Raw genomic sequence first — 23,853 nt, forward strand, 5'->3', positions numbered from 1 at the left:
CCGGCAGTGTGCCAGGAAGGGTATCGGCAGAAAGTGGTAATACTTAAATTTTTTTAATCAGAGAACTGATTTTTTCGAGAGCTAAACCTGAACCAATTCGATTAACTTCCATTCCAACAACAATATTAACGATGAAAAATAAAGCTAGCTCAGAAGCTGGCACTCCAAAAGCCATCCACGAAATGAATCCTGACGATATAGTCGAAAGAAGCATAAAAACCAAAAAGAAAGTAATCGTGCGCTTAACGACTCTCTTCAAATGGCTCAAAATTAATGAGCTCTGCCGAACATTTTCAGGGATGGTTAGATACGCTATGAGGTTGTTGTAAGTCATTAGAGAGAAAAACAAACCAATAATGGCAGTAGGTACAACTACTACCCAACCATCCGACGTCAGAAATTTGAGGAAGCCTTCAGAATAAACATCTGGATACCTCTGTGAGTCAACTAAATAGAAAATCATTGTACTAACAAAGCTCAAGACAACAGATATAACGGGTATGAAAAAACACTTTTTGAGCAAATCAGAACTGGAGGGAATAACTCGGTCTCCCGATGAAAGTTTATCAGTAAGTATTGCCATATCTGCATCAATTTCTGCTTTAGTGAAATTAGCCATATTCCCTCTCCCATTAGATTCTACTTATGAGGCTTTTTTCTGCTGTTCTCTTAACGCTTTAAGTTTTTCTTGAAAATTGCCCCTTACTTCTGAACTATCCCAAAGAGGCTGCGTTTGTTTTAAATCCTCTTCAGTGCGGCCAATTTGCTGACTTTTCACCGCACCCTGATGCTCATTCCTGAGTATATCACTGGATGTCTGAACAGTGGTTTTGTTTTCACCTATTTTCCCGTCATTATTGCTAATGGTTTCGGAATTGGCAGATCTTTGTTCTGATACTTTTCCCGCGACATTATCAGGAATACCCTTTTCGCCTGCCTGCTGGTTGATACGATTAACGCTGTTCCGGAAATCCTCAGTCATCGCAGCAGAAGGTTTTTTTGCAGGCGCAATCAGATTACGCTCCTGATTATCAATTGCCACGCCGTGACGCTGAGACTCACCTGACCGCCCATCGCCAGCCGGTTGTGAAATACCGGCCCCGCCATCCGACATCGATACTGACGGAGAGAGAGACTGTGAGTTTGCCTGCTCTGTCCGGGCACCGTAGTTCTGCATGATTTCCGGCTCCAGCCGATCCTGCATAAATTCGGTTGCTGCCGCACGGGCACTACTCACGTTGGTCAGGATATTCTGTGCATCGTTACCGTATTTTGCTGTGGTCCAGTCAACAAAAGCCTGATTATAGTTAGCATCCAGACTGGCGCTCTGATTCTGTGCCAGTGTGGCCATCCGGCTGAATTCCTGACTGCGTGTACTGCTTTCGGTGAACTGGTGGTACTGGCTTTTCGCATCGTTAAGTGTGGCCGCGAACTGATCTGCCTGCGAATTAGACTGGTTGTCAGTATGACTGCCGGATTCACTCAGGCGCGAAGTGGTCACCATATCCATACCCTGCCGGAAATCCCGCACGACCTGGCTGTTTTCATCATGCCGGAAGTCTTTGCCTTCTGCATGGCTGTCCTGAGTACCATGAGAGCTTCCTGACGAATGACGCCAGTCTGTATTCAGGTTCGCCTCACCGCCGGCACTCAGGCCGGTTGCCCACTTACCGAGCTTACCGGCCAGCTGGTCGCCGGAATCAAACTTAACATAGCCTCTCGCGCCAGCCCCCACACTGCCCTGATTAGAAATATCCATCAGCTGATTATAAGCCTGTTGCTCAGACACATTATGCGACTTCGCGTAACTTTCGACGGCCGACTGCATCATGCTTGCGCCGCGTGTGGCGTTAGTGGCCACGCTGCTGTCGCTGCCCTGCGTCAGGGTATCGCTGTTACCCTGCTGGCTCGTTAGCTGATGCATTTGCTGGAAGCCGCTGGTGACGCTGTGGTTATAACCATCCATTGCTGACTGCGCCTGCTGCATGGCCTGTCGGGACTGCTCGGTGAAACCACTGCTGGCCAGTGAACTCAGCCGCATGTTAACCGGCAGGTTGGATATGGCCTGACTGGTGTCATAAACATTATGCCCGTCCGCCGTTTGCGTGTGCATCGCGCCGTTCCCTAACTGATACCCCTGCGCTCCGGAGCGTTGCAGCAGGTTCGTATCAAACTTGTTGGCATTAACGTTATCCATCGACATGTTATTAAACGACCAGTTGCCGTCCGCCGTGGTTGACGCCTGTCCTCCGACTGTAAACGCCGTTGAACTCAGCATACCGCCAACGGCCTGTGACGCTACAGAGGCCGCGCCTTTGGTCAGGAAGAACGCCAGAACCGGGATCGACATGCTGAGATAGCCCGCGATATTTGCTGCGTCAGAGTGTTGCAGCCCGACCAGGTCCGCATTGGAAAGGACCAGGTCCGTCGCCCCGGTTTTCGTCTGCAGGTAAAAGTTGGCCAGAGAATTCAGGATGGCAAACATGACTGGCCACATCTGAAGGTACAGAAAGCCGCCGGCATAGAGTTTCAGTGTGTTGAGTCCGAAAATGCTGTGATTGACCAGCGCCAGCGCAATAACCAGCGGGAAAAGGCCTATCAGCACAAGCATCATCATCGACTGGAACATCGGCAGCGTCCGGGCCGCAATCACACCACCGGCACCCCAGCTGATACGCTGCTTCGTCAGGCTGGATTCCGTTGCGAGATTCAGCAGGTTGGCCGTATCAGACGACCGGGCAGAAAACCCTTTCCAGCCGTCACGGATGGCGCTATTAGTGACGTTATTACGCATAATCTGAGACGCACTCAGGCCGCCCTTGTAGAAAAAGTTATAGCTGTCATCCATCGCACCGCTGAGCAGTTCTTCTGCGTTCACTTTATTCCCGAATATCCGGGTTGAAAGCGCATGCCAGGTCGTTCCGCCGATGCGGATATCTGCGCCTATCAGGTTCTTAATCACCGCCGCCGCCTGCTGACAGGTAATGAACTGGCGTCCGCTTCCGGCATCCTGGTACAACCCGCGCAGCGGACTCGGGTTACTGGTGATGAGCGTCAGCGGGTCAGTGCTGTGAAGCAGATCCGCCACCGTGTACTTTCCGTTCAGCAGAATATCGCCCACCACGCAGTTTTCCACGTAGTCCGTCAGCATCTGTGAGAGCTGAGGATTCTGCGTGCGGAAATCAGATGACTGCGCCACTATCTGCGAGCCGAACAGCATGCCGGTTTTGGTGTAGGTCAGCGAGTCCGGGCGGGCCAGCGCGAAGTCATACAGCCTTGCAACACCAAATCCCGATCCGGTAGTGAGCCCCGCGATGGCCGCCAGGCCGGCCGGCACGTTATCAACCTCATAGACCGCTGCCGGGTCCGTCACATCTATAATCTGGACACTACGTTTCGGTACCAGCAGCACTGAGGTAATGACGAAAAAAATGGCAAACCAGTGCAGGAACACCATTGGATTACGTGATTTGATAAAGCTGAACATCACGCCCAGTACGCCGAACAGGCCGACTATACGTTTTAATGTACTGTAGGTGTCGGTCCCGACAATGGTCACCACACCGTTCAGCACCTGGCGATACATGTCCCCGCCGTAAATGGTATAGACCTCAGTCATTGCCTGTTCCCCACTGATAATTGCCCTGATAGGACGTTGAGATAATGGTCGACACCTGTTGCTGCAGGTACTGCATGTTGCGGTCGATACCGTCAAGCGCGTTCTGATCCGAGGTGGACTGCAGCTTCATCTGCGCCAGCAGCGAGGTTGCAGCCAGCACGTTGTTACGCAGCTCGCCGGCCGCCTGTTCCGGAAAGTTTTTACCTGCCAGCGACTGGCTTGCCTGCTTCACCAGCTCCTGCAGGTACTGGATCATCATGTCCTGGGCAATGAAGTCAGCGACCTGTATCAGATAGGTCGGGCTCATTCCCATGCTGTGTGAATTGGTCAGGTATTTGAGCACCGGCACGGACGTGGTGTTTATAAATCCCTTTTCCTGATCTGACAGACCGGTGTCCGCACCCAGTTTGCCGTCGATGGAAATCATCAGGTTCTGCACCTGCTTCACCAGCGCCACGTCGCTGCTGATCGTGACATTCGTGACTGTCGGCCCCAGACAGAGATCCGGTTCGTCACAGCCGTACATTTTGGCGGTACCGCCGCGCATCAGAACGGTAATAATGTCCCGGTTATCAACCAGCGGGGTGAGAATCGTGACCTGTCCGGCGCTGTTAAAGATGATGGAGCCCACCACGCTCATGACCAGCTCTTTCAGCTGACGGTTGCCATCGAAGAGGTGGTTACGGCCCAGCGCGTCCCAGATGAGGTTTTTGCTCTTCAGTACCTGATCTTTTTCATTTGCCGAAGCCCGGCTGGTGACGCTGTCTCCCTGCCCGCCCACCGTGCAGCCCTGACGCGATGCCGCCCAGTCAGAAAAAAGGTTGTCCGAGCCGGCAATATCCTGACAGATTTTCTGGTTAGACAATTGCGTGACCGGCCACAGCCCGCCGATGATCCCCTGCGCGGCCTGACAGGAACTCATGTTGGACGAGTTCACGTCGGAAGCCAGCTTTTGCAGGAAGTCTTTGGCCTGCTTGAGCTCAGGTACCATCGTCTGCAATGCGAGATCGAAGGCATAGCCCGCCGCATTGCTCATGATTTGCTTTACGAAGCGCTGCAGCTCGGCGCCATTGATGAAGGAAAAGGCCCCGAGATAGGCGTCAATGCCGCCGCACCCTGCGTTGAGCGAAGGCACCTGCATTGAAATAAGCTGTACCTGTTTGACCGGATTACGCAGATAAACAGAGCCGCCGGTGACGTAACCCGCCGCCTGCCCCTGCCAGGCCTGCGCCTTTGAGACGTTACCGTCAAAGCCCAGGCTGCCGAAGTAGCCGTTAAGGTCGCCCTGCACATCTGCCAGCACGGGAGTACTGATGACGAACGCCGCCGCTGCGGAAATCAGAAGTTGCCGGATTTTCATAGCGAGGCCCCGGCTTTAATACGCTGCGTGAGCATTCGGGTGACAACAGGGTATTCCGGCCAGTCGTACTCTATAACCACACAAACCAGCCCGGGTTTACCCTGCTCCTGACGAAATCCCGTAACTTTTTCAGACAGGGCTCGAAGCGCGCGCTGCTCTTCCCGCGTCATGCCGTTTCTGATATCGGAAATTTTCAGCACCAGATACCGGTCATCGCTCTCCGGCCATGGTTCAGACAGGCCGGCGCCAGGCGGTTCACGTGTTACGGTCGCCACAAACGCACAGGGCGGAGTTTCATCCCTGTGGGACAGGCGTCTGCCCCGAATGCGCATAATGACCTCACTCACCCCCCAGACGCTTAAGCAGCTAACTGAAAGAGCCACCATTAACCTGGCTGGCAGATGAAGAAACGATGGTAACGCCAGATTGTAAGGCCCTTCCGTCCATTGATAGACTGCGTTGCCAAGCGCGATACCACCCAGCACGACACCTGTGGAGAGAAAGAGGCAGGAAATGAGCGTCAGAATTTCATTTACCTTGCCAGATACTTTTTCAGTCATGTTCATTCATCACTCCGGTAAGCCATAAATCCCTGCCGGCGCAGCGTAATACTGACCAGCGCCCCTGCGGCAAAGCCGCCGGCAAGAGAAAGCAAAAACAGCAGCGGGAAGTCCCGCAGGCCGCCCATTAACAAACCGTCCGGACCCGATATCGCCTGCAGCATTCTCCGGCCCATTACGTCCTGAACCAGCCAGACATAGAGACCAGCCGCCAGCAGCAGCGAGACGCAGACGAGCAGAAACGCCCTCTCCGTTGATGAGAGCGTCAGGGGTTTCTCAACCATGGTGTATTCCGTATTGTTACTGAGAGGTCAGCGACGAACTGGACGGTACCGGACCCAGCGTATCCGGCGGCAGATGGTCAATATCGGCTTCTATCATTTGCGCCAGCCGCTGGCTGACGGTGGCCATATCCGTATCACCCTGATAGAGCGGGTACGCCATGTTGGTGTTCACGTTGACCATAAAGGTGGTTGGCGTGGCAATCGGCAGGCCATTGCCAAAAAACGTCAGTATTTCCCCGGCAATCGGCTCGCCTGGCCCGGCTTTGCGGGGAATTAACGCGACCGGGAATGACGTATCTCCGTAACCATCAAGCGTGTAGGGATACACCCTGATACCCGCCTCATCAGCCCATGCCTTCAGCTTCGGGTCGAACTTCGCGCTGTAGGGGCAGGCTCGCTGCATAAAAACGACGATAGCGTAGTCGTTCAGGTTTACCTCGCGTCCGTCCGTCAGCGTCAGCGGATTCGCGGGTTTTACGGCGCGGGTTTTGCCCGGAGCCGTACCGGGAAGGCCTAAATCCGGCAGTGATACGCCGCTTCCCTGTGTCTTGTTTTTTTCCAGCGCCGCTATCTGATCGGCCACGGATGCCTGTGCGGCCAGCGGCAGAAACAGGACAAGCAGAGAGAAAAGAGCCTTCACGTTCATAGCCTGAGCCCCTTCTCTTTCCGCGTGCGCCGGTGTTCGCGTATCTCTGAAACGATAAAGACCAGCGCGGCCAGCCCGAAACTAGTTACGGCCCCCGTCACCAGCACCTGGTGGGTCAGCGCCGGTGAGTAGTTCAGCAGTTCCCGCAGGCAGTTGAAGATGATGCCCGCCATGAACAGCGTGGCAATGAAAGGAAGTTTATTCATGCGTTACCTCGTTATGCCCTGCGGCGTATCGACCACACGATCCCGTGTGCTAACAATGAAAGCGTGACGCCGACCTTATAGAGCAACAGCAGCGTGCTGTTGAATTCGTTTACCCAGTCCGCGCGATTTTGCGGTGCCTTCACGCATAGATTGGATGGAGGAGCCGTTCGCAAATCAGATGAAACCGGAGCGTCGTCACGAAGTGACTTAAGTGGCACGGTAGGAAAAGTTGTTCCGCGAGTGGCCTGCTGCACGCAGGCCCACACGCTGCCAGGCGGTGCGTCACGCACCAGCTTATCGGCTTCGTTCAGGATCATCTGTCCTGCGCCGCCGGTGTTGTGCGCACCCAACAAAAACAGCATGAAAAACAACAACGCCGGGTGGATAACAAACGTCTGCAGCAACAGATTCGTCAGGCTGTGGGCGGAGCGTAGCCGTCCGTGCCAGAGGGGCGAAAGTGTCAGCATCAGGGAGTCCTCAGAAGTTAGGTTTAAAGCCGGTGGCCACGTTAAGAAAGCGTTTTGCCAGATCGTCCTGCGTCATGAAGCCGTAGGCGAGCGGTCGGTAGTTCTTCGACTTCGGGTCGACCAGAAACAGCGCCGGGAAATGACTGATGCCCATGCGCGCGCTCTGTCCCGCATCCGGGCGGCTGTCCGGCACCAGCGGCGACACCGTACCGTCCACGCTTACCGGGATAAGAGAGATGTGCCGGAGCCGCGCGAAGTCGGCCACGACGCCCGCCATCTGCGCATCAATCGGGTCGTTGCCCCGGTAGAAGTAGAACAACCCGTACTGACCAGCGAGCCGGCTGATGGCCTGCGTCTCATCCTGCTGGTCACGGGCCTGCTGTAACGGTGCCGTACTGTTGTAATGCGGATGCTCAAGGTTGTAATCCAGGTCCGGATGATCAAGCTGCGCCACCGCAAAAGACTGGCTGAACATCGAGGCATGGTCTGTCCAGAACTTCTGCCAGCGCAGAAACGTTGCCGTGTTCTCCGCTGTCGGGTAGAGAATGGCGCGGGCCAGCGCCTGCTTCGTGTAGCCCTTAAGCACCTCCGACTGTTCCGCGGGGGACAGTTTGCTGAAATCCGGGACCGCCTGCGGCACGGGTTTCGGTGCGGGCGGGGCCGGTTTTATCTTCGGTTCGTTGTACCAGTGCCAGCCCGTGAAGGGATCAGCCGGGGTCACCACCGCACTGGCAGCGGATGCATCGTCCGCCGCGGCCTGACAGGTACCGGCTATCAGCAGGCATGCAAGCAGCAGTCGCTTCATTATTTACCTCCTGACTGCGCGTTCACCTGAGCGGCGATGCGGTCCTTTATCTGCTTCACCATCGTGGCTGAATCCGGGACTTTCTGATTTGCCATCAGGTCACTGTAAAAATCAGAGAAATTGATGAGGTCGAAGTTGATTTTCTGCAGCTCGGGCACCGTAATCCCCCGGCAGTCGGGAGAGCTCCCGCTGCCGAAGCTGACGTGAAGCTGATCGCGACGCCCCTGCTCCTGAATAATGCGCGCCAGCATGCCGGTGAATACGCAGTAAACCTGCTTTTTCTGTATGCAGGTACTGAGTACCGTTTTGGCGCAGGCCTCACCCACCTTCACCACCACCTTTTTCGCTTTCCCCTTGCCGATGGCCATCTCATCGCTGTTACAGTTGGCCAGACCAGCGCTGTTACCCCAGCCTGAGTCCACGCAACAGTTGGAAAAACTGGCGGAGGCCATCCTGCAACTCATGACCTGCCCGGTGAAGGCCCGGATATTGGCCTGCGTGGTGCTCTGCTGTTTTTCCACGTCTTCACCGGCGGAGGCCAGCCCGGCAAGTTTCGCGACTGCCACGTCAAAGCCACCATCGCTTTGCCCGGTTTCATCACAATTACCCGACTGACAGAGAAAGTCTCCGCCACACAGCACACCCGATGACTGGTAGGTCGTCTGGCATTGCCAGGTTTCCGTCTGATGCGTGCACTGCCCGTCCTCCGTCTGCGTGCAGGTATGCGATGCCAGGGTGCAGTTTTTATTTCCGGACAAGTTGCCGCAGTTTCCGGGCGAATTAACGCCCGTCACGTACTCATCTGAGTACTGCCAGCAGTCGCTGTGTGCCGTAAACGTCTGGCCGTTCTGTGTTACCGTGCGGTCTCCGCCCGGATCGGTACAGACGCTGCTGACCGGCTTACTGTTTGCCGGCTTGCTGAAGCCACAAAACTCATCAAACGTCACCACGGGTTTTGCCGTGCTGGTTTTTACCTGCCCGACCAGCGTAATTTCCAGGACCCAGTCCGCTACCGAGGTAAAATGCAGCAGATAGACCTGAGCAATGATATTGCTTGAGTTAGGGTTGAAGACGACCGGGAGGCTTTGTCCTTTCGTGATATGTTTACTCACCGCCACCTGCTTTGTCTGGCTCATGGTGAGCGTTTGTGAAATACCGGCAACACTGACCCCCACCGCAAGCCCCCCACCGTTATCCGACGGGTTTGGTTTGTAGTAGAAGCGAATTTTTATCGCTGTCACATCCAGGTCGCTGTCCGCTTTCGCATCAAAATCAATCACCGAGCCGGAAACGCGTGCGTTGGTCAGCTTCAGTACGCTTTCTTTCGTTGTCGTTGTCGTGCCACCGACGATGGTAATTTTCCCTGTGCGGGCGCAGGTTTGTGTCGCCGCAACGTCACGGTCGCAGGAATAATTCTGGAAAGTCGTTTTCGAAACGACTTTTTCCTGACACTGCGAGGCCGAGCCATCCACCACGCCGCTGGCGTTCTGCTCGGCGGTTTTACCGTTAGTGATATAGGGGGCATCGGGATCAAGCGTGACGGGAGGATTTTTGGTTGCAGAGTCGTTCACTGCCTGCCCGGCCTCGTTGCCAGTCAGTGCCGTCTGTCCCTTATCCGCTATTCCGCCATCATCGCCCTGAACGCCACCGTAATAACCACTTTGTGGTGGGTTTGCGTTGTAGCCCGGGATGACCGTCGCAGGGTCTGTTCCCTTTGCTGCGGAGGTTCCCTGTGATTTATTCCCTTTGGCGAACGCCGCCCCGTCGTTATAACCCGCATCATCCGCCGTGGCGCAGAACGCCACACCACACAGTAAGAGCACAGTGAGGATGCATTTTTTCACCGGCCACCTCCGCTTTCCTGCAGCAACTGTTTCGCTGTCAGAGCGCATTCGCCCCGCCGCGCGATGTTTTCCAGCGCCTCTTTTATCGTCAGGCTGCCGTAAAGAACGTCGTATTTTCCCGGGCAGGTTACGACCAGTGCAGGGACGGCCCTGATGCCGTACTGCACAAACAGCGTCGGGTCAATCTGTACACCGGCCTCCTTATCCTGTTTCGAGAGTTCAAACACAGCGGAGGCCGTTTTTCGGAAATCATTATCCAGTAATCCCCGGATGGTGGCCGGTATGCCGAACCGGCGGGCATCCTGAAGCATAGGCAGCAGGCCTTCTTGCGGAATGCCGAGGCTGACAAAGTAGACCGCCCTCTGAACCGGCCGGGTGGCGCTGTTTTCCGTCGCCTGCGCCGCCGCAATGTCGTTCTGTATTTTATCAACCTTCGCCTGCTGACTGTCCGGAAGCGCAAAATTCATCCCGCTAATCTGTTTTTTAAACGTTTCCAGATCACGCTGTTGCTCTTTCATCCACTGCACGTCATGGTCAGATACAACGGGCATTGCTGAGGCAAATGTCAGTCCGGCATACGTCATCAGAACGCTGGTGATAAGCGTACGAATGTGATTATTTTTCATGGGGTGCCCTTACAAAAATGCGCAGTTACGCTTGCGCCACAGCAGATAGCCGAAGTTTTTCTTTGTTGCGGGAGAGTTATGCACCGAGCCCCAGAGCTGCGTGGTGGTACCAAACGGATGGCAGTCCTCCGTTTCCGGGTACATGTTTACCATCTGGTAACGCCAGCGCGACTTGGGGATGATCGGAGAGGGATATTCGTGGCAGACGGCGACATCAGCGCCGACACTCTCCATGACCAGCCCTTCCCGGTGCAGCTTGAAAGCCATTCGCTCACTGACCAGCACCGACGCTTCCAGCGGCGAAAACTCATTGCTGATATAGCCAGTAAACGGATACATACTGCCCTGCGCGCCGGCACACCAGAACAACGGGTCCAGCGGAAGCCCGGATGTGGATGCCACCGCATCTGCGGCGCAGGCACCCTGTGCCAGCAGGTTGTTGAATAGCGCGACTTCAGGATTAATTAGCATGGAAAGGGTACTGTCATTCCACAGCGGATCGACTTCGGACAGGTAGGCGATATCCATATCGCCGGTCTGCATACATCCGATACTGGTGATAATGTTGAGCCAAGAGATCAGCGGATACTTGTACCAGTGCACATGATAAAACGCGCCGGCGGCTGGCCGGTCACTTTGCCCGCCGGTGCCGGTCCCGGTTCTGCCCAGGTCAATTTTAAAACCACCCATATTCACCATCACGCCCGGTTCCCGCGTGACGTCAGTCATGGCCATCGGTTCCCAAAAGCCAATGGCCAGCCCCAGCCGGAACAATATGCCGACCGGACATAACTGAATGGGAGAGGCAGGATTAGGCGTATCCGGATGGTCGCCTGATGCCAGTTTGATGCTCCCGAGCGTCATCGGGAACAGGCACTTCCAGCACACGTCGCTGATGGGATTCACCCAGCGACCGTCGCCGGCGTTACCGGAGTCGGCCACTGCATTTTTAGCCAGCATGAAGGGGCATAAGAGGCACAGAATCAGTATGAGGCGTTTCATGGTGTCCACGCCCCGGGATTTTTCCGGAGCCAGATACATAACGGTCCGTCTTCGGTGTAGTGAAAGCAGCCGATAAACCAGCCCTCGCCTGCAGGCCGCGAAGGGGTCCAGCTGCTGCAGTTGCCGCTGGTCCAGAACTGCGCCATGTGTTCGTCCGTTATGTCGTTTTCCATCCAGGTCGTTGCGGCCATAAGATTGTTGGTCGTAAGCCAGTTCCTGAAGTCGCTTTTGAGATAAAAGTCGTTATCCGTGGTGGCCGGATTAAAAAAATCAGGATGAACCCAGCCGCCCCAGCAGTCGCGCACGACCGGCTGAGCCGTTATTTCAGCGGGATGAGTCATAGAGGGGATTCCGTAATGGCGGCAGCAGTTCTGCCGGGATCAGATGTTAATCAGGCCTGCCTGCGGGGTGCAGGCTGAGGCGTACCGCAGCGCAGGCGAGGAACGAACATCCTGCGCAACGCGGGCAGGGGTAAGGTGTTAAACACGTACGTCAGTCAGGGCTGAAAACCGCGCGTTATGCTGATTATTCTGCATGCGCGCCTTCGTCTTTACCTTCCGTACGCATGCCGTGGCGCCGCATAATTTCGCCCACGTCTTTATCGGTCAGCGATGCCAGCACGATTTCAGAGCGGACCTCCCCGCTGCAGGCCAGCAGGGTCTGGAGCGCAGCGCGCAGGACCACCGACTCTGAATAAAGCGGAAACTCTGCGGTCATGCGACGAAGCCCGGACTTGTCATCATCATCCAGCCGTACCTGCGTGGTGTGACGTTTTACTTTTTGCGGGGCCGTCTGCCCCCGTGCGTTGTGAGTCATTTCAGTGCCACCTCCTCCACTCTGAGCGTCCGGTCGTCCCGCGTGATGCGCACCGGCGTGTGCTCAAAGCCGAATTTTGTTGTTAACGTGCCGTACTGGTCGAAGTACACCGGCTCATCAAGCGCAATGCTGCTGTCATGGATGTTGCCGTTCACCAGAATGACCTTAAAGTTCTGCCGCCCGCTGAGCTGCTGTTTCACCCATTTCATTTGCGCCGGATTGTCACCGTCAATAAAGAAGAGCGTTTCGCTGTACGGCACCTTATCCAGCGGATTAACCTTATCGCCCGCCCGCGCGATAACGTTGCCCCGCATGTCCCGGACGGTTTCCTGCACGGTAAACGTCGGGTCATAGCTGAATGTCCTTTCCGTTCTGGCCGGCGTCAGCCCGGCTACCGGCGCGGGACGGACGGCGTGCGCTTTCACCCGGGCTTCCGCTTCACGCTGCAGGCGGTCCAGTTCACCGCTGTCCTTCATGCCCTGCAGCCGCTGCCCGATAAAGGTGAGCAGGTCCGGCTCCGCGATGGGAAACAGATGTCCGATCGTGCCCAGGTCCTTCGCCCCGGCTGACAGGCTGACCGAGGCGGTCAGCAGCCATACTGCCAGCCCCGCCCTCATCGCGCCCCCTGCATCTGGCGAGCAATATCTGCCTGTATTTCAGGCGTGATATCCGGCATACCGGAGACCACCGCACCTTTCACCAGGATGACACCGCCGTGCTGACGCTGCCAGTCCGTCAGGCTGTTATTCAGCGAATGACTGAAGACCTCCGTCAGGTTTTTAGCCGCCGCCTCCGGCAGCGCCGTCTGCGCCGTCTGCTGCTTAAACGCATCAATGGTGCCTTTCATGTCAAACACCACGGCATCAGGCTGGCTGTACTGCGTGAACAGTAAACTGACGCCGGCGCTCCAGATCATTAACAACAGTGCGGCGGCACCTGTCCGGAGCGCGCGATTTTTCAGAAAATGGTGTCCCCGGCTTACCGGGGCGCCCGCTTCCGCAGCCTCCTCCGGCGTGGGCTGCGCGTTTTCATTCTGCATCAGATAATCCTCTGTTTAAGTCACCGTTAATCCGGCCCACCGCTCCAGTTCCCGCATCTCTTCCTGGTACATGTATGGCTCACAGGCCAGCATGTAGGCGGCCTCTTCGCTGGTTGCGCCGGCTTTCTGCGCGTCACTCATGTACTGGTAGTCCTCGCCGCGGGTACTGAACATGGCCCGCGTCACCGGATCAACAAAGACGCGGTGGAACGAACTGTATTCACCGCTGGAGATCATAACGGAGCTGAAACCCGTATCACGCGCCGGCTGGAAGCCGCGGATGACCTGCGTTTCCACTTCGCTGAACTGGTCAGGGTTAGCATTAAGATAGGTTTTGAACGCCTTCGCATCCTGCAGCAGTGTGACCTTCGTACCGGAACAGTCCCATGCCGCTGCAGCAGCAGGGGGCGCGGCCTGGTCTTTCGTACCGGTAAAATCCTTGATGCCCTGCGTAATGGTAATGAACGCGCCGCGATGGCGGCGTACCGTACGGTAGCCGGTTTCAATGAAGCGGGCGGCGTGCGGGTTGGAGCCGCTGAACAGGCGCCAGGCCTCGTCGATGATCGCCACTTTCTTGAGGCTGCGCGGCGAGTGGTACATTTTTTCCTGTATCGCCAGGATGAGCGAGTACAGAATCGCCGACAGCAGGTGTGGGCGGCTTTCCAGACTGAGTAGCTCCAGTACCGTAAAGCGCGTTTCGCCGTTGAGTGTCGGGTTGTCGGAGTTGAAGAACTCTCCGTCCGCTCCCCAGGTACACCACCGGTCCAGCAGCATAACCAGGTCATTGATGCGGTCGCGTATGGTCGGCTGGGAGTCATACGTCGTTTTAACCTCCTGCGAAACCATGTATCCCACGACGTCATCGATACGGGCTTTGTTTCCTTTGGCCTCCCAGGCCGCGATAACGCCCTTAAGCAGGATACTTTCACTGACTTTATCCAGCGGCTCATTCGGGCTGGCCAGTACTGTCAGCAGCCCCTGAATGCCTTCTGCTGAAACCTTAATGTCGGTCACGTTAGCAAAAGGATTAAAACGCAGCGACTCCCCTTCCAGATACTCCCCACCGGCCTGCCGGCAGAAGTTCCGGTAGCTGCCGCCCATATCGATAACCCAGCCAAATCCGCCGGCGTTAAGCACCTGGCGCAAAATCTCCTGAATGAAAAAGCTCTTTCCCGCGCCAGTCGTGCCGGTCACCGCGATATTAAAGTTAGTGGCGCCGTTGCTCTCGCTGAACATATCGAAGAACGCCAGCGCATTACGGTAGGTCGGCAGCGGGCTCCCTGACGGCGCCATCTGCCGCTCGGCCACAACCGGCATGAGATTCACGGCGTTAAAGCTCTTGCAGCGCAGCGTGGCATTCATGTGCTTCATATCGTCCCATAACCCTTCCTGCATCAGAAAAGGAAACGTGCACAGCCAGTTACGCAGCTGCTGATAGCGCGGCGTGGATATTTCAAGGTCATTCTTACGGAACACGTTGATTGCCGACAGCTCACACGCCTGCTGGGCGCTGTCATCATCCGGACAAAACAGCGTCAGATTGAGATTAAAGCTGCACATGGCGATTTCGTTACTCGCCAGCCCCTGCCGCAGATCCCGCCACTCCTCGTAAGTTCTCTGCGTATTGGGAAAAAGCTTGCCGTAGGACGAGTTCGCCTTTTTGCCCATATCCTGCTCCTTGCGGAACGCTTCGTTCTGGCTGCCCACCTGCTCTTCGACGCAGATGGTCCAGCTCAGCATAAAGGGACACGGGATACCGAGGTCAGGGAAACGCATATTCTGCAGATTATCGGCCGCCTGCCAGAGCGCAAACTGCTTAGGGACCTTGTTCAGCTGCATGTTTACCACGCGTGAACTGGCCACTTTACTGTGGCCTTCATCCCCCATCAGCCGGTCACCCTGCTGGCGCGCCGTGGTTATCCGGAGATAATCAGGGTGTACTTCCATCTCGGTGCTGTGATCGACGCACTGGCGATGCAGCTCCTGTTCCGGATTCCAGTATTCTTTGCCCGCCGTCACCTGCCCCGGACGATAATTCAGCTGCTCGCGTAGCACGGTCAGGAACTCTGCAGGCCCCACCCGACGGGTTTCCATATGCGCGGCCATCATCGAGACGCGCAATGTTTCACGCATCTGCGCGACCTCATCCATCTTTTTAATACCGCCGGACCCCGGATGGGCATAAATGAGAAACACCCGGTAATTACGCAGATAAAGCGGATACTCCCTGTTGTTGACCAGGCCCTTCAGCGCAGAGCGCTCCCAGTAGGCTTTGGTGACAGCGTTCAGTCGCGGCGCCATGTTTCCTTTCCACATGTCCCGGCTGAGCCCGGTTTCCAGCATGTCACCCACGCATTTGCTCGCCGTCATCAGCACGGTCACAGGCATCTTACGGGGTAACTTTTTACGTAGCAGGTCGTCAAGCGCCTGCACCACCTGCTGGTTGGCGCCGACGAGGGGGGCCACTTCAAGGATAAAACCGACCGAACGGGTATTAATAAAAAGCTCGGTTTTTTCATCAAACTCCCGGTAAGGCAGGAGGCTGCTGATGGAGGGATAGTTCAGGTTCTGCTGCAGCAGTTGCCGGGCGGCTTTCGCGCCGCCTTCGCTACGGCTACTGTTCAGAATGCCTGTCAGGTGTTCAATAACGTCACCGATCATACCTGTCCCCCCGACGAGCAGTCCTCGTCTCTGAGCCCGCTTTTCGCTTTATTCCGGCAAGGCTGTTCATAAGGCAGATTCGTTTCATTACTCCTCCTCACTGATGACACGGTAGTCTTCATCCCAGCGTGACTTCTGTTTCACAAACTCGACCACGGCAGGCTGATGGAAGCTGTCCTGCTCGTCGACCCAGGGCGCAATCCACAGACGTTGTGTGGCATCCGGGATACGACGGGCATCTACCTGCCCCGGCCCGCTGTAATCCGCCGGAGTAATGCTGCCTGGCTGCTGCGCGGCAGGCATAATCCGCACTGACGCTATGGACGACGGCTGTGCGGTGGTGCTGATACCTGTTCCGGCAACCGGACGTGGCGTCAGGGTCGCTGCACTGATTTTGCGCCAGGGACTGATGGCAGGCTTCACGTTGCCAGGCGTCGCCAGCGCCTCAGCCGCAGCCTTTGGGGGCGCCGCCTTATCCGTGCGCAGGTCATCAAGGCTTTTATGCTTCGACGCAAGACTGCTGGCGTCCGTCATCGAGAGACACTGGTCGGTGGCAGTCTTGTTACAGTCAAAGTCGGAGTTCATGCCGGCACAGCCGGTCAGCACGGCGCACAGCAGTGCGCACGCAAGCAGTTTTTGCATGGTAATAACCTCTGGTGCGGACGGGCCGCAGATAATGGAGCGGATTAATTAAAACGGTGGGTTAATGCGAAAAGAAACCCCTGGTGATCGAAAACAGCCCTGGTGTTGGCCGTGAAGATGATGTTTATATGCAACCGGTCCCGTCAGAGAACGTCGGAAGTTGCAACTAATGGAGGTGTAATGAAGGTAAAGTTAAGAACGTGAAGATAAGTTTATTCGTTATCCACCTCGTGAGTCCTGTTTCCTCCTTCATCATGGCCCCGACGGGTAAATCTGAATTCCCGTCGGACAGGCTTCAACACAGCTTTTTTTTCCTCATTAAGCCAGTCCACAATAAAAGATCTATCAATATATCCCGCCATATACACCGCATTTTGAAGGTCACGCCATGCAGTCACATCCTCGTAAGGATAAACCTCAAGCCTGCGGGCAATCAGGTCCTGCCAGTTGAGTGGTTCGCGCATGCGCACGATAACAGCGATAACTGCAACAATAACCGGAATAAACAGGGTGCCCGCCCACACACGCCCAAACGATTGTTCGCGCCAGAGAAAAGCAAACACAAGTGCCGCAAACATGCAAATCCACAGCGTCCCCATATAAGGGGGATAACGCTGGCCCCACTGTTCCACCAGGTATCTTATCTGCGCCAGCTCACGACGGCGGCGGCGGTTTTCAGTTCCGGAAATCATTCTTCAGGCTCCAGCTCATTTGTACGCTCCTCTGCCCCGGTTCAAAAACTGGTCCATAAAGGGTATCTTGCCATTCCCCATATACAGCCTATGTAGAATCCCCGTGTTACAGCGAGTGACATAAAATTCAGAAAATCGGGTATTTGCTGGCTACAGTAAGTATCAAATACGTAGCACAACAGCGTACCCACCCATATCCCCATGATTAAAATCGGGATGTCCCACCTAAAGCAGGGTCTAACGTTCTGAGAACATACCGAAAAGAATGTCGCGATCGAATACAGCAGTCCGGCCCACCAGTCAAACCAGTGCCAGTGCGGGAGCATCTCACGGTGTATCAGCCAGGCGATGACCGCCAGACTGACACCCAGTTGCAGTGTCATAATCAGGACCGGCAGAGTTGCCAGCAGGGTTTCATGTCTCAGAATCGTTCTGCTCATGCCGCTCTGCCCCGCGCCGAAATGTGAAACCTCAGGTGGCTCTCAACCGGTACCCGGACCTGACGATTCATAAGGGTCAGCAGCAGTACTGCGCGCTTCATGCCGTCAGGTTCACACCACACCGCCTCCAGCCCTTCGAAAGCGCCGTCCCGGATAACCACCCGGTCACCGTCCACAGGCATCTCTGTTGTCAGCGGTGCCCCCTGCCATCCCTGCATGAGCTGTGCTATCACGCTGTCCGGTACCACACTGGGCAGGCCGCCGAAGCTGATGAGAGATGAAATCCCGCGCGTGGCCTTAATCGCCGTGGTATGCACAACTTCCGGATCGAAACGCACAAAGATGTAGTTTGGAAACAGCGGCTGCGCGGTAACGGCCCTGACGGTCCCGTCGCGCAGCCTGACCTCTGAAAATACGGGCAGCAGGCAGGTCACACCCTGACTCTGTAACTGTTGCTCCGCCCGCTTTTCCTGTGCGAATTTTGTCTGCGCTACGTACCAGTTTTCCATCAGATGCTCCTGTCAGTTAATGGTGTCGCCGAGGCGCAGCTGGCTGGCCTGCCGGAGAACTTCGTCGGGATTAAGTATTGCGGCGGCACCGTCGTTCCCGCTGGCCGACCGGGTCACGGCGGCGGTCTGATGTGCATTTTCCTGCGGGGCTTCCTTTTGCAGCTTTTCGGTGTCTGCGTCTTCGATGGTTTCAAGCCGGAATCCCTGCTGGAATACCACCGTCACGGCATTACCCGCCCCGATATCAATAACCGGGTGATACTGCTCGGCACGCTTGATGTAGTACTGGCTCAGTGTATCGGCGGCTTTATCAGCACCGCCGCCGAAACCCTGTTTGAAGATATCGCCCGTGCCGACCGATGCGGTTGCACCGAGGCCCACGCTGGGTGTCGCGGCAGACTTAATGCCTTCACCGAAGCCGGTAAGCAGGCCGGCAACCCCGGCGTTGGCCAGCACCGCGCCGTTGCGCATCACCGGTTTTCCGCGAATGCCTTCCTTGCCCTGGAAGGAAACGTGGCCGTCAAACGGCATATCAATGTGCTTGCCGTTTTTCAGGATGCAGCTGATATTTTTTGTACGAACCTCGCCGCGTTCGCTGGAGATATCACCAAACATTTCACCGGTGACACGGCACTGGTCCATGTTGAAGGTTTTGCCGTTCGGCATCGAAACGTCACCGAGCAGGGTTATCACCACGGGTGAGGTATTTTGCTGACCGGTCACACTGGCGTTGGCGTCAGCCCCCTCTATCATCACCGCCTCGGAGAATGACCCCGACGGTATCCACGGGAGCTTCGTCTTTTTATCTGTGAGCGCGGCATAAGTGAACGTGTCGCGCCGGAGCCCGCCTACCCGGGCGGTGCCTGCACCAGGGTAGAACGCCTGTCCCTGTGCCGGATAGAACCCGTTGCCCTGGTTTGCTGATGGCCCGCGTGCCGGGTCGCTGATGCTCCACTGTGCCGGTCCGGGCGTACCAACCGGAACCGGACCGCCGGCAGGGCCGGTCGTCGGTGATGAACCACCCTGCGCCGGGCCGTCCGGCGTTTTACGACCCTGCGACTGCTGTGCCTGCATCTGGCTGAGCTGGTCGGTCAGCGTGCCAAGTTGCTTCTTCATATCCGCATTCTGCTGCTGAAGCGTGCTGGTCAGTGATGCCAGGTCTTTTTCCAGCCCGGCCGTTTTGTTCTGTTGCTGCTGCAGGGCAGACGTGGCGACGCCTTCGGTAAACGAGGTGTTCACGAGCATACCGGTCATATCCGGTGAAGTTCTGGCGACGGGTTTATTCGCCTCGTCCTGATGGTGCTTGTACGCCCAGATGCCCCCGCCGGTGGCCAGCATGACGGCGGCGGAAACGCCCGCAATCATCCACTGCCGGCGTCGGGTGACGGAGTTGATATCAGTCATGGCCAGCCTCTTTGTCCGCTGAGAATATTACCCACACATACCCTTCCCCGTTCGCGTACAGCGTGCGCGTTGAGAGCATGACGGCCCGTACCCCCTTCTGCCAGAACTGCTTCTCGCTCAGTGAACGCGTAATGTACCCGGCGTTCCTCATGCGGTAGCGCATCACGCGCAGATGCGAACCGGCGAGCTGACGTTCCGGCGTGAGCAGCAGACCCGCGGGCGGGTTATAGGCCGGTCCGCGGGTGGCTTTCAGATCGACATAGCTGTCGGGGACATCACCGTTGACAACGGTTCTGGCCACGCTGACCAGCGTTTTCTGGAACGGCTGACTTTCCTCCCAGAGCTTCGCATCCGGGTTAGGTTTCAGCGGTACATCAGCCGGAACAAGGTGCAGCGTGCGGCCGTTGCCGGGCTTTGGCGAAACATCAATTGAGACGCTGACCCCGCCGTCCGTTTCCAGAAAAATGGTGAAATCCTGCCCGGTCAGCGGCGTAATGAGCAACGCGCCATCGGCAGTATTATCTTTTGTATAGGCGCCATCCGGACCGGTGACGCCCGTGATGAGCTCTCCGTCAATAATGACCTTATTGGGGCTGGTATTGCTCATCTGCGCCTTCAGGTGCGCATTGTTTTCAAACGTTGTTCCGGCCGGGCCGGGAACGGTGGCAAATGCGCCCCCGGCAGGCAGCAGCACAATCGCGGCGGCGACGGACAACGCGGAAAGGGTTTTCTTCATGGTTCAGTCCTGTTGCGGGCGGCTTTCAGGTTTCGTCCAGGGCACCTCGGGGAAGGCCGTAAGGCGGATGAGGCCATCCACGTAGTGCACGCTGAGCCGGTAGGCTTTATTCGCATCCGGAAGGTATATCTTCAGGTTGCCGTTGGTCGTGCTGGCGCTGAGCGTGCCCTCCGCGATGATGTCCCCGGTGGTGGTATCGGTCATTTCATCGTTAATGCGGAACACGGACGTGACGCCGTTTTTCTTGATGTAGTCAGCTTCGGCGGCAAGCTGTTTTTTCAGCGCGTCGCGACTTTCCGGCGGTACGAAACGCAGCAGGGTGGCATGCTGGCTGTCCACGGTTTCAGGCGTGACCGAAAGCCGGAGATTCAGAAAAGAGCGGACAAGCAGGCCGTTCAGGGCTGCATCGCCCGAGGCGGCATCGGAAACAAACGGCCGGTCAAAAAGCATCGGAACCGTAATGGTTTTCTGCGTGTGGTAAAAGTGCCACGCCAGTCCACCGGTAATGCCAACGCCGGCGGAAAGGATGAAGACAAGCAAAACTAATCCTGACAGGGCCAGAATGATTACCCGGTTGCGCCCCTCCCGAATGTCATACCTCATATGTGTATTCCTTAAAGTCGTTAACAGGCGCCACCCTGGGGTGGCGCATGGGTTACTGCATCCAGTGGCGGTTACCCGAGTCGGGTACGCGCCTGAACTGGAGCCGGAACAACGCTGTCGGCAGGTACCAGTAAAGAAGGTTCAGTAACCACCAGGTCCCCTGCCCCTTTTTCAGATGGCGAATCAGAAGCCACAGCGCCCCTCCCACAACCAGCATCACGACGAGCATGTCGCACAGCATCCCGATGCCGGCGCAGGCGGTGATGACGAAGGCCTCCTCGGGCGGAAGTCCGATGACGCGTTTCTGGTTATTAAGGGTTTCCGGGAACTGGTACTGGAGAGATTCCCTGTCCATGACAGGATTAACCGGCAAGCGCGAAGAAGGTGCGGGTGATAACAATCAGGAAAGCGAGACCACCGATGAAAAGCATCGGGTTACGGGTTTTCATGTAAGCACCGACAGACAGAATGATTTCAGCCATATACAGCCCCCATTCAACCGTACTGCCGTGCCCGAACGTATCTTTCGCATCCTGTTTCTGGTTAGCCAGCAGGTCTTCTGCATGCACCAGGTGCGGAAGCGCAAAGCAAAGAATCGTCAGGGTAATCAGCAGGAGGTTTGTGCGGTGACGTGAAATAAAGCTCAAGATGCGACGGCTGGCGCCGATAAAACTGGTCTGCGCACCTTCGCCGGCTTCCGGGCAGGCTTCCGCAGCCCCCCCGGACCGGAGGGGCATTGCTGTGACAACTTTCATGTAAAAAACCCTCGATTTGAGTTAAGGAAATGTCATTGCGCGTAAACGGATGTAACGCGTCGTAAGTGTACATTTACTCAAAAAAAAAAAATCTGTGACGCATGTCACATTATTAATAGCCCTCACGTAATTTTTTAGGATAAATCCGACATGGGTGTGGCGTAGGCTTTCAGGCTACCAGGGGATGCCTTTTCAGAAGGTACTAATGCATGAAAGTAAAAGAAAAAATGGGTGACGGTCGCGGACGTCCGCGAAAGTACGCCCGGGGTGAAACTCAGTACCGGAAACTGTGGCTGCCGGAAAACCTCCTCACGGAACTGCGGGTTGCGGCGCGGGTTCGCAACTACGCCACGAACGATGAAATCATCAGCCGGCTCATTGCTTCGCTGCATCATTCGCCGCGCCGGCACGTAATTAAAACGGATGAGGGGCAGCGGCTGGTAGCGCTGGCGCGTTTATTCGACGAGTTTATTCAGTCGAGGCTCGACGTAATACGGGAACAGCATCAGGAAGATGAAAGCGTCCTTGCCGGGAAAAAAACCTTTGTGCCGGGAAATAACCGCGCCTTCAGCAGCAGCTTTCCTGAAAATCTGCGGCGGGATATGGAAATCAGCGCTCGTTTCAACCGGCGAAGCATGAATATGGAAATACAGGAGCGCCTGCTGGACTCACTGAATTATTTAACTGAACAGCAGTTGCCCGAAAATGACGAGGTGAAACGGCTGCGTGATCTGGCCATTCTGTTTGATGAATTCATACAGGAAAAGGTGGTGGTCGCCGAGAATCCCGTCGCGGGTCAGGAAAAAGAGCCTTAAGCAACGCGCGCCCGGCCGGTATATCCGTTGTCTTTTGTGGTTCCTGATTAACACCGGGAGCTAACCGTAATTATTTCAGTACGACTGTCATTCCAGGTGACGCCGGAACCGGCTTTATTGCACGGGCATTTAACCGCTTCCGGCGTACATTTCCGTCTTATTTCCCGGCAATGCCGGACTCTTCATGATGCTGAATATCCAGCCACTTCTGTCTTCCGGTCATACAAATTATCACCTGCAGTAAATTATTCCTCCGGTATGACTGCAGTGCGTCATTTAACTCTTTTTTCCTGTCAACGTCCGGCACATCAGCGTTTACCTTCTCCGGAAAAAGAAATCATCATGTGCCTGCGAAATAACGCGTTAACGCATATAACGCAGCCCGGTTTGAGCAGCGCTATCCGCCCTGCCCGTTTTTACTAATAACAACCGTTCCGGCGCATAACGCGTTTACGCCGGTTGTGGAAAAAAGAGAACAATCAGGTACTGAATTCGGGTAAGTCAGAAAGGATAAAAGTTCAGGTATGACATATTTCAGAAAAGGACTCGCTAACTTAGATTACCTGAAATGTATGATGCTGACGCTTCTGATTTTTTCTGTCGACGGGAAAGGATAAAACGTCTTTTTTATACAGGAATGACCCTGAGCATTTACAGGGCCATCCCGGAACCGGGAGAAGCGGTATTACTCGTCCGCTTCATCCTGAAGGAAGAATTTATTTTCCGCGCTGTCTTCTGCGTCATTCATGGCCGTCAGGTTTGTATTAATGAGTTCTGCCAGCCTTTCCTCTCCGCCCTCGCCGCGCATGCCAAGATACATTTCCGCCAGCATAACCATCATGATGCTGCTGGCTTCCCTGCTGCCCGCCACTTTACGGATTAACTCTTTTTTGTACCCGGTTTCGTCGAAAGCGGGTGAATCCTTTTGCAGTTTTTTTATTCTGAGCGCAAATTCAACGAGTTCATTAACAACCGAGGAGAAGTTAATATCTCCGTGTGTTGCCCCGTTCTGAATCTCCATCTGTACGTGTTCCAGCACTTCACGTTCAATCTTTTCTTTGAAGTACACGTTTCTTCTTGTCATGGGGGTTATCCTTGCCCGGGAAATGATAAAATCATCACCGGTCATTATGTAATTAAACTGTTTTTTTTCGGCAACGCTTATTGCTGTGTGGAATTAGTGTTAAAACCGATGGCGATGATTATTCTTCTGAAAGTAAGTGTGTGTCAATCCGGCACCGCAGATAAATTTTTAAACGGGCGCCTTAAGTGTGTTAATCCGGCACCGGACAGGCTGCCGGAACGCGATACGATGTCTTTTG

General features: G+C 55.5%; 27 protein-coding genes. 1 reads left to right on the forward strand and 26 read right to left on the reverse strand.

Going from position 1 to position 23,853, the window contains the following annotated elements:
- Positions 1–43 precede the first annotated feature (43 nt).
- The 25 genes from PMPD1_RS22300 to PMPD1_RS22420 all read right to left on the reverse strand — a co-directional run bounded on the left by PMPD1_RS22300 (position 44) and on the right by PMPD1_RS22420 (position 21,716).
- Positions 44–619 carry a hypothetical protein gene (locus tag PMPD1_RS22300; RefSeq protein ID WP_173636345.1) on the reverse strand — a complete coding sequence of 192 codons (576 nt, stop codon included), beginning with the start codon at positions 617–619 and terminating at the stop codon, positions 44–46.
- A 24-nt stretch (positions 620–643) separates the two neighbouring features.
- The gene (gene traG, locus PMPD1_RS22305) at positions 644–3,619 is read right to left on the reverse strand and encodes a conjugal transfer mating-pair stabilization protein TraG (RefSeq protein WP_173636346.1); all 2,976 of its coding nucleotides are present in this window, start codon (positions 3,617–3,619) and stop codon (positions 644–646) included.
- Complete coding sequence (gene traH, locus PMPD1_RS22310) at positions 3,612–4,979, reverse strand: conjugal transfer pilus assembly protein TraH (RefSeq protein ID WP_173636347.1); 1,368 nt, start codon at positions 4,977–4,979, stop codon at positions 3,612–3,614. The genes traG and traH overlap by 8 nt, the downstream gene beginning before the upstream one ends.
- A complete protein-coding gene (locus PMPD1_RS22315; protein ID WP_173636348.1) occupies positions 4,976–5,545 on the reverse strand; it encodes a hypothetical protein in 570 nt (189 codons plus the stop codon). Before PMPD1_RS22315 ends, traH begins: the two co-directional genes overlap by 4 nt.
- The gene (locus PMPD1_RS22320; protein WP_173636349.1) at positions 5,542–5,823 is read right to left on the reverse strand and encodes a hypothetical protein; all 282 of its coding nucleotides are present in this window, start codon (positions 5,821–5,823) and stop codon (positions 5,542–5,544) included. The genes PMPD1_RS22315 and PMPD1_RS22320 overlap by 4 nt, the downstream gene beginning before the upstream one ends.
- A 16-nt stretch (positions 5,824–5,839) precedes the next feature.
- Positions 5,840–6,469 carry an F-type conjugal transfer protein TrbB gene (gene trbB, locus PMPD1_RS22325; RefSeq protein ID WP_173636350.1) on the reverse strand — a complete coding sequence of 210 codons (630 nt, stop codon included), beginning with the start codon at positions 6,467–6,469 and terminating at the stop codon, positions 5,840–5,842.
- A complete protein-coding gene (locus tag PMPD1_RS22330; protein WP_173636351.1) occupies positions 6,466–6,675 on the reverse strand; it encodes a hypothetical protein in 210 nt (69 codons plus the stop codon). Before PMPD1_RS22330 ends, trbB begins: the two co-directional genes overlap by 4 nt.
- 11 nt (positions 6,676–6,686) lie before the next feature.
- A complete protein-coding gene (locus PMPD1_RS22335; protein WP_173636352.1) occupies positions 6,687–7,142 on the reverse strand; it encodes a hypothetical protein in 456 nt (151 codons plus the stop codon).
- 10 nt (positions 7,143–7,152) lie between these two features.
- The gene (gene traF, locus PMPD1_RS22340) at positions 7,153–7,947 is read right to left on the reverse strand and encodes a type-F conjugative transfer system pilin assembly protein TraF (RefSeq protein WP_173636353.1); all 795 of its coding nucleotides are present in this window, start codon (positions 7,945–7,947) and stop codon (positions 7,153–7,155) included.
- Complete coding sequence (gene traN / locus PMPD1_RS22345; RefSeq protein WP_173636354.1) at positions 7,947–9,791, reverse strand: type-F conjugative transfer system mating-pair stabilization protein TraN; 1,845 nt, start codon at positions 9,789–9,791, stop codon at positions 7,947–7,949. Before traN ends, traF begins: the two co-directional genes overlap by 1 nt.
- A complete protein-coding gene (gene trbC / locus PMPD1_RS22350) occupies positions 9,788–10,417 on the reverse strand; it encodes a type-F conjugative transfer system pilin assembly protein TrbC (RefSeq protein WP_173636355.1) in 630 nt (209 codons plus the stop codon). Before trbC ends, traN begins: the two co-directional genes overlap by 4 nt.
- Positions 10,418–10,426: 9 nt before the next feature.
- On the reverse strand, positions 10,427–11,419 hold the full coding sequence (traU, locus tag PMPD1_RS22355; RefSeq protein ID WP_173636356.1) for a conjugal transfer pilus assembly protein TraU: 993 nt from the start codon (positions 11,417–11,419) through the stop codon (positions 10,427–10,429).
- Positions 11,416–11,760 (reverse strand): hypothetical protein, encoded by a 345-nt coding sequence (locus tag PMPD1_RS22360; RefSeq protein WP_173636357.1) that lies wholly within the window; start codon positions 11,758–11,760, stop codon positions 11,416–11,418. The genes traU and PMPD1_RS22360 overlap by 4 nt, the downstream gene beginning before the upstream one ends.
- A gap of 184 nt (positions 11,761–11,944) precedes the next feature.
- Complete coding sequence (locus PMPD1_RS22365) at positions 11,945–12,235, reverse strand: hypothetical protein (RefSeq protein WP_173636358.1); 291 nt, start codon at positions 12,233–12,235, stop codon at positions 11,945–11,947.
- The gene (gene traW, locus PMPD1_RS22370) at positions 12,232–12,852 is read right to left on the reverse strand and encodes a type-F conjugative transfer system protein TraW (protein WP_173636359.1); all 621 of its coding nucleotides are present in this window, start codon (positions 12,850–12,852) and stop codon (positions 12,232–12,234) included. Before traW ends, PMPD1_RS22365 begins: the two co-directional genes overlap by 4 nt.
- The gene (gene trbI, locus PMPD1_RS22375) at positions 12,849–13,274 is read right to left on the reverse strand and encodes a type-F conjugative transfer system protein TrbI (protein WP_173636360.1); all 426 of its coding nucleotides are present in this window, start codon (positions 13,272–13,274) and stop codon (positions 12,849–12,851) included. Before trbI ends, traW begins: the two co-directional genes overlap by 4 nt.
- A gap of 15 nt (positions 13,275–13,289) precedes the next feature.
- Positions 13,290–15,935, reverse strand: coding sequence for a type IV secretion system protein TraC (gene traC, locus PMPD1_RS22380; RefSeq protein WP_173636361.1), 2,646 nt, complete (start codon positions 15,933–15,935; stop codon positions 13,290–13,292).
- 87 nt (positions 15,936–16,022) lie between these two features.
- Positions 16,023–16,577, reverse strand: coding sequence for a type IV conjugative transfer system lipoprotein TraV (gene traV / locus PMPD1_RS22385; protein WP_173636362.1), 555 nt, complete (start codon positions 16,575–16,577; stop codon positions 16,023–16,025).
- Positions 16,578–16,789: 212 nt separating this feature from the next.
- Complete coding sequence (locus PMPD1_RS22390; protein ID WP_173636363.1) at positions 16,790–17,269, reverse strand: hypothetical protein; 480 nt, start codon at positions 17,267–17,269, stop codon at positions 16,790–16,792.
- A gap of 436 nt (positions 17,270–17,705) precedes the next feature.
- Positions 17,706–18,218 (reverse strand): transcription/translation regulatory transformer protein RfaH, encoded by a 513-nt coding sequence (rfaH, locus tag PMPD1_RS22395; protein WP_173636364.1) that lies wholly within the window; start codon positions 18,216–18,218, stop codon positions 17,706–17,708.
- 12 nt (positions 18,219–18,230) lie between these two features.
- Positions 18,231–19,622, reverse strand: coding sequence for an F-type conjugal transfer pilus assembly protein TraB (gene traB / locus PMPD1_RS22400; protein ID WP_173636365.1), 1,392 nt, complete (start codon positions 19,620–19,622; stop codon positions 18,231–18,233).
- On the reverse strand, positions 19,615–20,358 hold the full coding sequence (traK, locus tag PMPD1_RS22405) for an F-type conjugal transfer protein TraK (RefSeq protein ID WP_173636366.1): 744 nt from the start codon (positions 20,356–20,358) through the stop codon (positions 19,615–19,617). The genes traB and traK overlap by 8 nt, the downstream gene beginning before the upstream one ends.
- A gap of 3 nt (positions 20,359–20,361) precedes the next feature.
- The gene (locus PMPD1_RS22410) at positions 20,362–20,961 is read right to left on the reverse strand and encodes a TraE/TraK family type IV conjugative transfer system protein (protein WP_173636367.1); all 600 of its coding nucleotides are present in this window, start codon (positions 20,959–20,961) and stop codon (positions 20,362–20,364) included.
- A gap of 52 nt (positions 20,962–21,013) precedes the next feature.
- Positions 21,014–21,316, reverse strand: a complete 303-nt coding sequence (traL, locus tag PMPD1_RS22415) for a type IV conjugative transfer system protein TraL (protein ID WP_173636368.1) — start codon at positions 21,314–21,316, stop codon at positions 21,014–21,016.
- Positions 21,317–21,323: 7 nt separating this feature from the next.
- Positions 21,324–21,716, reverse strand: a complete 393-nt coding sequence (locus PMPD1_RS22420) for a type IV conjugative transfer system pilin TraA (protein WP_173636369.1) — start codon at positions 21,714–21,716, stop codon at positions 21,324–21,326.
- A 209-nt stretch (positions 21,717–21,925) separates the two neighbouring features.
- On the opposite strand from PMPD1_RS22420, the gene PMPD1_RS22425 reads away from it, so the two are divergent.
- Positions 21,926–22,531, forward strand: a complete 606-nt coding sequence (locus PMPD1_RS22425; protein WP_173636370.1) for a hypothetical protein — start codon at positions 21,926–21,928, stop codon at positions 22,529–22,531.
- A gap of 685 nt (positions 22,532–23,216) precedes the next feature.
- Here the strand turns inward: PMPD1_RS22425 and PMPD1_RS22430 are convergent.
- Positions 23,217–23,615, reverse strand: coding sequence for a relaxosome protein TraM (locus tag PMPD1_RS22430; protein ID WP_173636371.1), 399 nt, complete (start codon positions 23,613–23,615; stop codon positions 23,217–23,219).
- Between the last annotated feature and the right edge of the window lie 238 nt (positions 23,616–23,853).

This window comes from Paramixta manurensis (assembly GCF_013285385.1).
GTDB classification, from domain to species: domain Bacteria; phylum Pseudomonadota; class Gammaproteobacteria; order Enterobacterales; family Enterobacteriaceae; genus Paramixta; species Paramixta manurensis.

What these genes read in the sequence shown, in the direction of transcription:
- PMPD1_RS22300 (WP_173636345.1), bottom strand. Translation starts at nt 619, where the DNA reads ATGGCTAATTTCACTAAAGCAGAAATTGATGCAGATATGGCAATACTT.
- traG (WP_173636346.1), bottom strand. Translation starts at nt 3,619, where the DNA reads ATGACTGAGGTCTATACCATTTACGGCGGGGACATGTATCGCCAGGTG.
- traH (WP_173636347.1), bottom strand. Translation starts at nt 4,979, where the DNA reads ATGAAAATCCGGCAACTTCTGATTTCCGCAGCGGCGGCGTTCGTCATC.
- PMPD1_RS22315 (WP_173636348.1), bottom strand. Translation starts at nt 5,545, where the DNA reads ATGAACATGACTGAAAAAGTATCTGGCAAGGTAAATGAAATTCTGACG.
- PMPD1_RS22320 (WP_173636349.1), bottom strand. Translation starts at nt 5,823, where the DNA reads ATGGTTGAGAAACCCCTGACGCTCTCATCAACGGAGAGGGCGTTTCTG.
- trbB (WP_173636350.1), bottom strand. Translation starts at nt 6,469, where the DNA reads ATGAACGTGAAGGCTCTTTTCTCTCTGCTTGTCCTGTTTCTGCCGCTG.
- PMPD1_RS22330 (WP_173636351.1), bottom strand. Translation starts at nt 6,675, where the DNA reads ATGAATAAACTTCCTTTCATTGCCACGCTGTTCATGGCGGGCATCATC.
- PMPD1_RS22335 (WP_173636352.1), bottom strand. Translation starts at nt 7,142, where the DNA reads ATGCTGACACTTTCGCCCCTCTGGCACGGACGGCTACGCTCCGCCCAC.
- traF (WP_173636353.1), bottom strand. Translation starts at nt 7,947, where the DNA reads ATGAAGCGACTGCTGCTTGCATGCCTGCTGATAGCCGGTACCTGTCAG.
- trbC (WP_173636355.1), bottom strand. Translation starts at nt 10,417, where the DNA reads ATGAAAAATAATCACATTCGTACGCTTATCACCAGCGTTCTGATGACG.
- traU (WP_173636356.1), bottom strand. Translation starts at nt 11,419, where the DNA reads ATGAAACGCCTCATACTGATTCTGTGCCTCTTATGCCCCTTCATGCTG.
- PMPD1_RS22360 (WP_173636357.1), bottom strand. Translation starts at nt 11,760, where the DNA reads ATGACTCATCCCGCTGAAATAACGGCTCAGCCGGTCGTGCGCGACTGC.
- PMPD1_RS22365 (WP_173636358.1), bottom strand. Translation starts at nt 12,235, where the DNA reads ATGACTCACAACGCACGGGGGCAGACGGCCCCGCAAAAAGTAAAACGT.
- traW (WP_173636359.1), bottom strand. Translation starts at nt 12,852, where the DNA reads ATGAGGGCGGGGCTGGCAGTATGGCTGCTGACCGCCTCGGTCAGCCTG.
- trbI (WP_173636360.1), bottom strand. Translation starts at nt 13,274, where the DNA reads ATGCAGAATGAAAACGCGCAGCCCACGCCGGAGGAGGCTGCGGAAGCG.
- traC (WP_173636361.1), bottom strand. Translation starts at nt 15,935, where the DNA reads ATGATCGGTGACGTTATTGAACACCTGACAGGCATTCTGAACAGTAGC.
- traV (WP_173636362.1), bottom strand. Translation starts at nt 16,577, where the DNA reads ATGCAAAAACTGCTTGCGTGCGCACTGCTGTGCGCCGTGCTGACCGGC.
- PMPD1_RS22390 (WP_173636363.1), bottom strand. Translation starts at nt 17,269, where the DNA reads ATGATTTCCGGAACTGAAAACCGCCGCCGCCGTCGTGAGCTGGCGCAG.
- rfaH (WP_173636364.1), bottom strand. Translation starts at nt 18,218, where the DNA reads ATGGAAAACTGGTACGTAGCGCAGACAAAATTCGCACAGGAAAAGCGG.
- traB (WP_173636365.1), bottom strand. Translation starts at nt 19,622, where the DNA reads ATGACTGATATCAACTCCGTCACCCGACGCCGGCAGTGGATGATTGCG.
- traK (WP_173636366.1), bottom strand. Translation starts at nt 20,358, where the DNA reads ATGAAGAAAACCCTTTCCGCGTTGTCCGTCGCCGCCGCGATTGTGCTG.
- PMPD1_RS22410 (WP_173636367.1), bottom strand. Translation starts at nt 20,961, where the DNA reads ATGAGGTATGACATTCGGGAGGGGCGCAACCGGGTAATCATTCTGGCC.
- traL (WP_173636368.1), bottom strand. Translation starts at nt 21,316, where the DNA reads ATGGACAGGGAATCTCTCCAGTACCAGTTCCCGGAAACCCTTAATAAC.
- PMPD1_RS22420 (WP_173636369.1), bottom strand. Translation starts at nt 21,716, where the DNA reads ATGAAAGTTGTCACAGCAATGCCCCTCCGGTCCGGGGGGGCTGCGGAA.
- PMPD1_RS22425 (WP_173636370.1), top strand. Translation starts at nt 21,926, where the DNA reads ATGAAAGTAAAAGAAAAAATGGGTGACGGTCGCGGACGTCCGCGAAAG.
- PMPD1_RS22430 (WP_173636371.1), bottom strand. Translation starts at nt 23,615, where the DNA reads ATGACAAGAAGAAACGTGTACTTCAAAGAAAAGATTGAACGTGAAGTG.